This window comes from Lentilactobacillus sp. Marseille-Q4993, assembly GCF_951230165.1.
In the GTDB taxonomy this organism is placed as follows: Bacteria; Bacillota; Bacilli; order Lactobacillales; family Lactobacillaceae; genus Lentilactobacillus.
This window is the reverse complement of record NZ_CATNVB010000001.1, coordinates 156402-166084: the sequence shown is the minus strand read 5'-3', so window position 1 is coordinate 166084 and position 9683 is coordinate 156402. Positions and strand designations below refer to the sequence as shown.

General features: G+C 41.2%; 8 protein-coding genes and 1 other annotated feature (1 of these 9 only partly in view). Of the genes, 3 read left to right on the top strand and 5 right to left on the bottom strand.

The window, feature by feature from the left end:
* From QOW94_RS11085 to pepV, 3 genes are all read right to left on the bottom strand, one after another.
* Positions 1 to 293: helix-turn-helix domain-containing protein (locus QOW94_RS11085; protein ID WP_502867220.1), on the bottom strand; the 293-nt coding region annotated here is incomplete at its 3' end.
* A 31-nt stretch (positions 294 to 324) separates the two neighbouring features.
* Positions 325 to 801 carry a universal stress protein gene (locus QOW94_RS00855; RefSeq protein WP_283678155.1) on the bottom strand — a complete coding sequence of 159 codons (477 nt, stop codon included), beginning with the start codon at positions 799 to 801 and terminating at the stop codon, positions 325 to 327.
* 22 nt (positions 802 to 823) lie between these two features.
* Complete coding sequence (pepV, locus tag QOW94_RS00850) at positions 824 to 2215, bottom strand: dipeptidase PepV (RefSeq protein WP_283678154.1); 1392 nt, start codon at positions 2213 to 2215, stop codon at positions 824 to 826.
* Positions 2216 to 2325: 110 nt separating this feature from the next.
* Between pepV and QOW94_RS00845 the strand changes: the two genes are divergently transcribed.
* Positions 2326 to 3150: an NAD(P)H-hydrate dehydratase gene (locus QOW94_RS00845; RefSeq protein ID WP_283678153.1), complete on the top strand. Its 825-nt coding sequence runs from the start codon at positions 2326 to 2328 to the stop codon at positions 3148 to 3150.
* Positions 3151 to 3214: 64 nt separating this feature from the next.
* On the opposite strand, the gene QOW94_RS00840 is transcribed toward QOW94_RS00845, so the two are convergent.
* The gene (locus tag QOW94_RS00840) at positions 3215 to 4864 is read right to left on the bottom strand and encodes a putative polysaccharide biosynthesis protein (protein WP_283678152.1); all 1650 of its coding nucleotides are present in this window, start codon (positions 4862 to 4864) and stop codon (positions 3215 to 3217) included.
* Between the two features lie 184 nt (positions 4865 to 5048).
* Here QOW94_RS00840 and QOW94_RS00835 point away from each other — a divergent pair, with 184 nt between their 5' ends.
* Together QOW94_RS00835 and QOW94_RS00830 are read left to right on the top strand one after the other, a co-directional pair.
* Positions 5049 to 6074 (top strand): acyltransferase family protein, encoded by a 1026-nt coding sequence (locus tag QOW94_RS00835; RefSeq protein ID WP_283678151.1) that lies wholly within the window; start codon positions 5049 to 5051, stop codon positions 6072 to 6074.
* Positions 6075 to 6077: 3 nt separating this feature from the next.
* Positions 6078 to 7043 (top strand): alpha/beta hydrolase, encoded by a 966-nt coding sequence (locus QOW94_RS00830; protein ID WP_283678150.1) that lies wholly within the window; start codon positions 6078 to 6080, stop codon positions 7041 to 7043.
* An 87-nt stretch (positions 7044 to 7130) separates the two neighbouring features.
* Here QOW94_RS00830 and leuS read toward each other — a convergent pair whose 3' ends face one another.
* Positions 7131 to 9551, bottom strand: coding sequence for a leucine--tRNA ligase (gene leuS / locus QOW94_RS00825; RefSeq protein ID WP_283678149.1), 2421 nt, complete (start codon positions 9549 to 9551; stop codon positions 7131 to 7133).
* 70 nt (positions 9552 to 9621) lie between these two features.
* Positions 9622 to 9683, bottom strand: a binding site (T-box leader); it runs 140 nt beyond the window's last position.

Sequence of the window (9683 nt, the reverse complement as noted above, 5' to 3'; positions counted from 1 at the left end):
AACTGTCTTCTTTTCAATCCTTCGATACCAGTCTTTTGATATGTTTGATTCCAGTATTTAACAGTGTCGCGTTTAACCCCATATTCCTCTTGGATGGCGGTAGCCGTCCAACCCTGAGCAAGCAAATCAAGAAAGAATAATTTTTCGTCTATGGTGTAGCGATATTTAGTCAATATAAAAACTCCTAGTATATGAACCCGGAATTTTAATTGTTTCCGTGTCCAACATACTAGGAGTATCTCCTCCCTATCACACGATTTGACTTTGAGCCTAAAAAAGGATGCCAATTTCATTTGAAATCGGCATCCTTTTTATTATGAAACTTTATAGATCCTTTTGATCTGTTCTTACCACGAACACATCGACCTTCGCATTGGTAACCACGTATGATGCAGTTGACCCCATAATCATCCGGCCGACTAGATTGACCCCGGTTGCACCAACCACGATAGCATCGTAATCGTTCTCCGAAGGTAAATCGGTAGCAAGCGTCGTTCGGGGATCACCAGAGGCAATTATCGTATCAACTTCTACTCCCTGTTCAGTGGCCTGCTTAGCATAACCACTGACCAATTTTTCAAAGCTTTGTTTTAATTCCTCAACATTGGTTGGATTGATATTACCAAACCCTAAAGTTGCTGATTTTGAGACCCCAATCATCTTGCGGTCGTTGATTACGGTAGCAATCGTCAACTTAGCTTGATTGTGCTGGGCAATAATGATGGCTTTACGGACTGCTTTCTCAGCTGCCTTTGACCCATCAACCCCCACCAACACGTGATGATAGTTAAATTCATCCATATTATTCCCCCATTTCTAGCAACTACTTAGTTAACTCAAAAATCGACTCACCATAAATCGCCATGGCTTTGATCAAATCATCAACGGGTTGAAATTCATTGGCTTGATGCATCGTGTCCTGAGTGCCGGGGAATAAGGCTCCAAAAGCAACTCCACGGTTCATCATTCTTGCGTAAGTTCCGCCACCAACAACTTCAGGCTCAACGTTCTTCTCACCAGTTTGCTTCTCGTACACTCCAAGTAAAGTCTTAACGATTGGATCATCCTTTGAAACGTAGTGAGGAACCATGTGACCAGTTTCAACCACATCAGCTGATGTAGCTGCCTTTAATTTATCAAGGATCTCTTCATCTGAGGTTCCCTTAGGATAACGGAAATTAGTGTTGATCAGGCCACCGTTTTTTTCATCAAACGTTAAAATCCCGACGTTCATCGTCAAATCGCCCATAATGTCATCGGTGTACGCAGCGTTGATTTTGTGGGCCCGAGAATCATCATGAAGTTCATTACCTGCAAACTCAATAAACTGCTTGGCATCCTTATCAAAGTTGAATTGACTTAGGAATTTAGCCAAGTACGTTCCGGCGTTCACTCCGTTCTTTGGTTCCATGGCATGAGCTGCCTTTCCAATAACGTGAACTTGGACCCCATCACCAGTGACTTTTACGTCACCAGATAGTGGATTGGTATCTAAGAACTTAGTAAATTCATCAACAAATGCTTGGTTATCAGATGTCTCCACGACAGCAACCGCATTTCCTGGAACCATGTTAGTTCGGAGTCCTGAATCAAATGAACGAAGAACAAAATCCTCACCATTTTGATTACCGAACTTAATCTCGTAGGTTGAATTCCCTTTCTCACCATTGATCAATGGAAATTCAGCATCAGGAGAAAAGCCAAAGGTTGGTTGAGGCTCAACTTCGAAGTAATGCTTCATTCCCGTCCAATCGCTTTCCTCATCAGTACCAACAATCAACCGAATCTTCATATTTGGGACCAATCCTTGGTCCTTCATCATTTTCAAACCATAGTAAGCAGCAAGACCTGGACCTTTATCATCTGAGGTTCCCCGTCCGTAGGCAATCCCGTCTTTAATAGTAAGGGTAAATGGATCAGTATCCCAACCATCACCTGCGGGCATTACGTCTGCATGTGATTGAATTGCTAAGGTTTGGTCCCCCTCACCGTACTCAATATATCCAACGATGTTATCTAAGTTCTTAGTTTTAAAGCCATCCCGTTCACCAAACGAAAGGAACTTCTTCATCGCTTTTGTTGGGCCTTCTCCCAGTGGAAACTCATCAGTTGTATGTTCATCATCCCGAACACTCGCAATGCTGATCATTTCTTCTAGGTCCTTAAGATAATCTTCTTTGTAACTCTGTGAAAGTTCTTGCCAATCAATTGCCATTTCTTATTCTCCCACTTTCTACTCTTTTATAATATTCTATCACAATCAAACAGCTGTGTTTATCGCCGTGACCCGTAAATGCTATACTGATAGTAATAGGGGTGAGATAAATGCAACAAATAACAAGTGATATTCTAAACGTAATCAGAAAACGACCAACTGACAGTTTCAAAGGAACGTTTGGCAAAATTTGCCTAATCGGTGGCAATAAAAATTTTGGTGGTGCAATTATAATGGCCACAATGGCTGCGGTGTATTCTGGAGCTGGCCTAGTTTCCACCATTACAGATAAAGCCAACCTTTCCAGTCTCCATTCACAATTACCAGAGGCGATGTTTGTTGATAACCGGGACCGTCAAGAAATCGCCAAAATCGTTACTGGCGTGGATGTGGTGGTGATCGGACCAGGTCTAGGTGAAGATGACAACAGTCTTACCCTGTTAAAATCCGTCTTTAAGCTGGCAACTAAGAATCAAATTTTTGTGATTGATGGGTCAGCAATTACCTTGATTGCCAAAAAGGGGTTAGATTTACCCGATAGTAAACTGAACGTGCTTACCCCCCATCAAATGGAATGGCAACGACTATCAGGAATCAAAATAATTGATCAGACGACCGAAAACAGTCAACGAGTGGCAAATGAATTAGGCGCAACCGTAGTTCTAAAGTCCTCCCATACCCACGTATATGCAGATGATGAGGTATTTGAAAATACAACTGGTTCACCTGCTCAGGCTACCGGCGGGATGGGCGATACGCTAGCTGGATTGATTGGCGGGTTCCTCTGTCAGTTTGAAGATAAACAACAAGCAATCCTCGCTGCCGTTTATACCCACAGTGCCATTGCGGATGAGATTGCCAAGACCCACTACGTTGTTCTCCCCCACCAAATTTCACAAGAGTTACCTAAGTTCATGAAGCAACATGAAAATTAAGTTAAAAGGCACCAGTAGTTATGATTGGTTTACAAACCATTCTAACCACTGATGCCTTATTTTATTATTTAATTCTTAATTTACTTCTAAGCGAATTAGCACGTGGCCCCAGTACTTCATCAGCCACTCGATTTTGAAGTGTCAAGTACAGGTACACAATCCCACCAACTATGGCAGCAATAATTGAAACCATTAGACTTGGAATCTTAGTTTGGTAATCCATGAATAGACCAAACACAAAGTTTTCTGCGTAAACTACCAACCATGCTACGACAAACATAGCAAGTGATGCCAAACCAACTTTAGTGAAAACATCGGTAATTTCCTTAGTGCCATAACCAAATCGATTGTTTAAATACCGAACAATCAAAACATTGGAAACAGTTAATCCAATCATCGTTGAAACCAAAGGTCCGAATACACCAAGAAGCACAACCATTGGCCACTGAACAATCAATTTTACAATGGTACCGATGAAGAAGAACTTAACTGCCCGCTTGTTTTGGGATAACCCTTGCATTACCGCCGAGATAACAACAAACAGTCCCATAAAAATCGAAATAAATGATGAGAATGCCAGCACGTTTGCTCCCAGCGCCTGTTCAGTGACCCCGTAGAAACCACGATTTAGTGGACCGGCAATTGCAGCCATCCCCAACGCAGCTGGAATCATAACATACATAAACAAAGTGATGATATTTGAATTCTGCCGGGATAGCTCTCGTTTATCGCCATTAGTTAATGCCTCTGATAACATTGGCACAGCGGTAATTGCGAGAGCTGAAGCCAATGATATGGTAATCATGATCAACTTATTCGAATTAACAGCAAACATGGAGAACAGGTTAGTGATATTATTCTGTGACATCTGTGAGTGTTTGGTCATAATATCGAAGAAGGTATACTGATCAATCAGTTGAAAAATAGTGATACCAGCCCCGAGAATGATAAACGGTACAGCTTGAGCAATAATTTCCTTGTACAACTGTTTTGGTTCAACGTGAATTTCGTTGTTACTATTGGCCACTAAATCTTGAAAGTATGACCGGCGCTTTAAATAATAAACTCCGAGAGTTACCAGACCAAACGCAGCTCCAACAAAGGCAGCAAACGTTGACTGGGCAACCGCATGAATCCAACTTCCGTGCATCACCTGCATAATAATGTATGCAGTAAGCAGCATATAGATAACCCGGGCTAATTGCTCAACAAACTGTGAAATTGCTGATGGTGCCATTTGCTGATAACCCTGAAAGTATCCCCGCGTCAAACTCATGGTTGGGATAATCAAAACCGCCCAAGCGAGAGAATGTAAAACTGGGATAACATTTTCGTTACCGCCGTTGATTAGTGGCGCCCCAAAGTATAGGAATAAAGCAGAAATTATTCCCATCCCCGCTGACAAAACTAATCCGCGTTTATATATCCTAATCCCTACGCCGTACTCGTTAAGAGCATTGTAGTGAGAGACCTGCTTAGCGATTGCAGACGGAATCCCAGCAATTGCAGCGATGAGAACAAAACTGTAAATATTGTAACCAAAACCGTAGAGTGCGTTTCCGCGGAAGAAATATTCCCCGAACCAGTGGCCCCAAGGAATGATATAAATTGCCCCGAGGACTCGCGACAGGATACTTCCTGCAGTCATCCATGCTGAACCGGAGAGCATCTTCGAGCGATTCTCTTCTGAATGATTAATGTCATTTTCGTTCATTTTCCATGCTCACTTTCATCATTTGTACACTCGTACTATTTTATCAGTAAATGAATGAATAGCAACATGAGCAAACCATTTTATCCGTTTTTTAAATCTGTAATCAAAAATTATTGTAACAAAGGCTAAAAATGCACTAAAATATTATATTATTGGATTAAAAATAATTTTTGGGGTGTTTTTTGTGGCAAAGAAGAGAATTGAATGGATCGATGTTGCAAAGGCCGTCGGTATTGCCGCCGTCGTCCTTGGACACGCAATGTCCGTTCATGGCACAACGTTTCACGTTTTATATTGGTGGCATATGCCAATGTTCTTCGTTCTGGGTGGTTTCTTTCTCCGCCCAGTTCAACCAGGTGGCTGGTTGACATTCTTCAAAAAGAGAATCTTTCCACTTCTGATTACATACTTCTTTAGTGGCGCGATTTTGATTCTGCTATCACATTATATCAGGGATCAGAGTTGGAGCTATACCGCTCACTATTTCGTTAGGTTAGTCTACGGTGGTCGAACACTCAATCACTATTTAAGTGTTTTCTGGTACATCAATGTGTATATTTTGACCCTTTTATTTGTGTCGCTGATAATCACCTTCGTTAAAAACCGCGAATATCAAATAATCATCGCATTCGTATCGCTGATTATCGGTTCATCATATAAACACATGGGATTCTTAACTTATAAATACCTTCCATGGGACTTTGATGTGACCTTGATTACGGTATTCTTCATGTTTTTTGGTTACTTGTATTTCCATAAGATTCAAGAATTGGTTAAAGACCTCTGGTTTGTGATACCAGCAGCGATGATTACGTTATGGTTGGTACTCATGCAACGGGCCGATCAGTTTAACTTTGGCTTTTTCTTGAAGTCTCGGTTGATTCACGCATCATATCACCACATCGCAATTTCGAGGGTTTCCTACATTACTATAATTCCGATACTAGTAAGTCTTGTCGTTTTTGCCTTTTGCTACTATCTTTCGGAATATGTCCCTCAGTTCATCGTTAAGCCCATTCAAGTCCTTGGCCAGCACACACTGGGCATCATGTACTTACACAAAGCGATGATCGATATTCTTGGGAACATGGGTGTAAACGGTGATTACGTAAAGGCCCTCCTTGCACTTCTGATATCGTTTGTTATATCATATGCATTCAACAGTTTTTATCAATCATTCAAAAACCCAAAGACTAAGGCGGTTTCTTAATTCATGTTCAAAGCAACCAAAAGGTTTGATTTATCAAAACTATACTTCCCAATTGGAATTATTATTCTGGTTTTAGGAGCACTGTTTTTGTGGCAGGACCATCCTAAAAATCCAGATACAGTCAAAGCTGGGTATGTTTCAAGTAGTACGCCAACTGTGTTTGTTCACGGCTGGACCAGTAGCTGGCGGTCAGAACGGCCTTGGGTTGATTCTGCAGAACTTGCAGGAATTGCCAGAAAAAGAATGATGATTCGGGTTAAACCTAGTGGCAAACTAGTTATCAAGGGAACCGTAAAAAAGTGGATGAAGAATCCAATTATTATGGTTCAATTTGATAATAATCGGGCCGGCGAATTTCAGTATACAAAGTGGTTGACTAAAGTTTGTAAATTACTCAAATCAAAGTACCACGTCGATAAACTGAATTTTGTCGGGCATTCAATGGGGGCATACGCCGTGATTTACTACAACATGCTAAATGGTAAATCTAGCAAAATTCCGAAAACCGAAAAAGTTTGTGCCGTTGCCGGTCCGTATGACGGAATTATTGATGATCACAAACCTAACCAACCATTAACCGGTCCGCTTGCGAAATTGTGGGACGACGCTCCCAATAAAAATCGAATTACCATTTCTGGTAAACCAAAAATCGTTCACCCAGAATACCAAATTCTATCACTACTCAAAAAGAATTTTCCCCGGAATATTAGGGTGTTAAACATCTATGGTAATTTGGGGAACGGATCAAATTCAGACGGAGTTGTTTCAACGACATCCGCCCTGTCACTTGGTTATCTATTACGGGACCATGTAACCTACTACCAAACGTTTGAGGTGTTTGGCAATCGGGCTCAACACTCCGAACTGCATAACAACAATATCGTTGTTAACAGAGAAATGAATAATTTTTTGTGGGCAAAGAACTACATCCCAAGTAATGCGGCTGACACAGCAAACATTCAAAACTAAATTACAATCTTGATAGAAAAAAGCCATCAGTAACTTCAATCCGAAGCTACTGATGGTCTTTTTTGTTGACCTAAATATTCTTAATAACTAATTTGCAACGATATTAACAATCTTGTTAGGAATAACGATTACCTTTCTAACCGTCTTTCCTTCAAGCATTTCCTTGATCTTTTCATCACTTGTGGCGATTTCTTCTACCTTAGCCTTATCCTCGTCACGGTTAACAGTAATGTGAGATCTAACCTTACCGTTGATTTGAACCACCATTTGAACGGTACTTTCGACTAATTTTGACTCGTCATAAGTTGGCCACTCCTCGTAAGAAATTGTGTCATCATGACCAAGTAGACTCCACAGCTCTTCAGCAATATGAGGGGCAATTGGTGACAACAACTTAACAAAGCCATCCATGTATTCAATTGGCAATGCATCAGCCTTGTATGCGTCATTGACAAAGACCATCATCTGAGAAATTCCAACGTTGAATCTCATGTGTTCAAAGTCATCGGTAACAATCTTGACCGTCTCATTGTATACCTTATCAAGCTTACCATCGTTGATTGTGGTGACTCTATCACGAAGATGATTGTTATCATCGATCATTAATCTCCAAACCCGATCAAGCCAGTGGTGGGCACCATTAATTCCTTCAGTACTCCAAGGCTTTGATTGATCCAAAGGACCCATAAACATTTCATAAACTCGTAATGTGTCAGCACCATATTCATTAACGATGTCATCGGGATTAATAACATTTCCCTTAGATTTAGACATTTTTTCGTGGTTGGTACCCAAAATCATTCCTTGATTGACTAACTTTTGGAATGGCTCCTTAGTAGGAACGACCCCAAGATCATACAAGAACTTGTGCCAGAACCGCGCGTAAAGCAAATGCAGAACAGCATGTTCCGCACCACCAACATATAAGTCAACCGGTGACCAGTATTTTAGCTTATCAGGGTCCGCAAGCTTATCTGGATTCTTAGGATCGATATATCTTAAGAAGTACCAAGAACTACCAGCCCACTGTGGCATTGTGTTAGTTTCTCGTTTACCCTTTCGACCATTTTCATCGACCACGTTGACCCAGTCATCAAGGTTAGCAAGTGGGCTCTCGCCATTACCACTAGGCTCAATGTTCTTAGCCTTTGGTAATTTAAGTGGTAACTCGTCCTCAGGAACTAATGTAGTTTCCCCATCTTCCCAGTGAATAACCGGAATTGGTTCACCCCAGTATCTTTGACGAGAGAAAATCCAGTCACGAAGGCGGAAGTTAACCTTTTCGTGGCCAACTTTGTGCTCATCAAGCCATTTGATGGCAGCTTCAATGGCATCTTGCTTATTTAATCCATTCAAAAAATCGGAATTAATATGAACACCGTCACCAGTGAAGGCTTCTTCATCGATGTTGCCGCCTTCAATGACCGGAACAATTGGCAAGCCAAATTTCTTAGCAAATTCGTAATCACGGTCATCGTGCGCAGGAACGGCCATAATAGCACCTGTTCCGTATGACGAAAGAACGTAGTCACCAATCCAAATTGGAACTTCCTTACCATTGATTGGGTTAATTCCATAAGCCCCAGTGAATACTCCTGACTTGTTCTTGTTCAAATCAGTTCTTTCGAGATCTGATTTACGAGATACCTCTTCTTGATATGCTTCAATAGCATCCTTCTGCTCGGGAGTAGTAATTTTTGAAACTAATTCATGTTCAGGAGAGAGCACCATGTAGGTAGCGCCAAACAAAGTATCTGGGCGTGTAGTAAACACCTCAATTTGGTCTTCTGGATGGTCTTTAACCTTGAAGAAGACACTGGCTCCCTTAGAGCGACCAATCCAGTTACGTTGCTGTTCTTTGATGCTCTCAGGCCAATCTAGATCGTCCAAATCATCAATCAATCTGTCAGCGTACGCCGTAATTTTAAGAACCCATTGGGTCATTGGTACTCGGTAAACTGGATAACCACCACGTTCAGTCTTACCATCAATAACCTCTTCGTTTGAGACAACAGTCCCACCCATAAAATCAGGAGCCCAGTTAACCATAATTTTATCTTCATAGGCTAACCCTTTTTTGTAGAGCTGCTCGAAAATCCATTGAGTCCATTTGTAGTACTCAGGATCAGTAGTATTAACTTCACGATCCCAATCGTATGAAAAACCTAATGATTTGATTTGGCGTTTAAACGTCTTAATATTTTGAGCGGTAAAGTCACGAGGATTGTGACCAGTTTTTAGGGCATATTGTTCCGCAGGAAGACCAAAGGCATCCCATCCCATTGGATGAAGCACGTTTTTCCCCTGCATTCTCTTCATTCTGGCCATGATATCAGTTGCTGTGTATCCTTCTGGATGCCCAACGTGAAGTCCCTGACCTGAAGGATAAGGGAACATATCTAGTACGTAGTATTTTTCTTTATCAAAATTATCATCTGCTTTGAACGTCTTATGTTCATTCCAAAAATGTTGCCATTTCCGTTCAATCACGTCATGATTATATGCCATTGTTTTTCCACCTCTCAAAAGTTCTTTACACGGGAATAAAAAACGCCCCATAAAAAGCTACTTTAGCTTTTTATAGGACGTTAAATAACGCGGTACCACCTATTTTTCCCTAACGGGCTCTCTTCTCTCGTT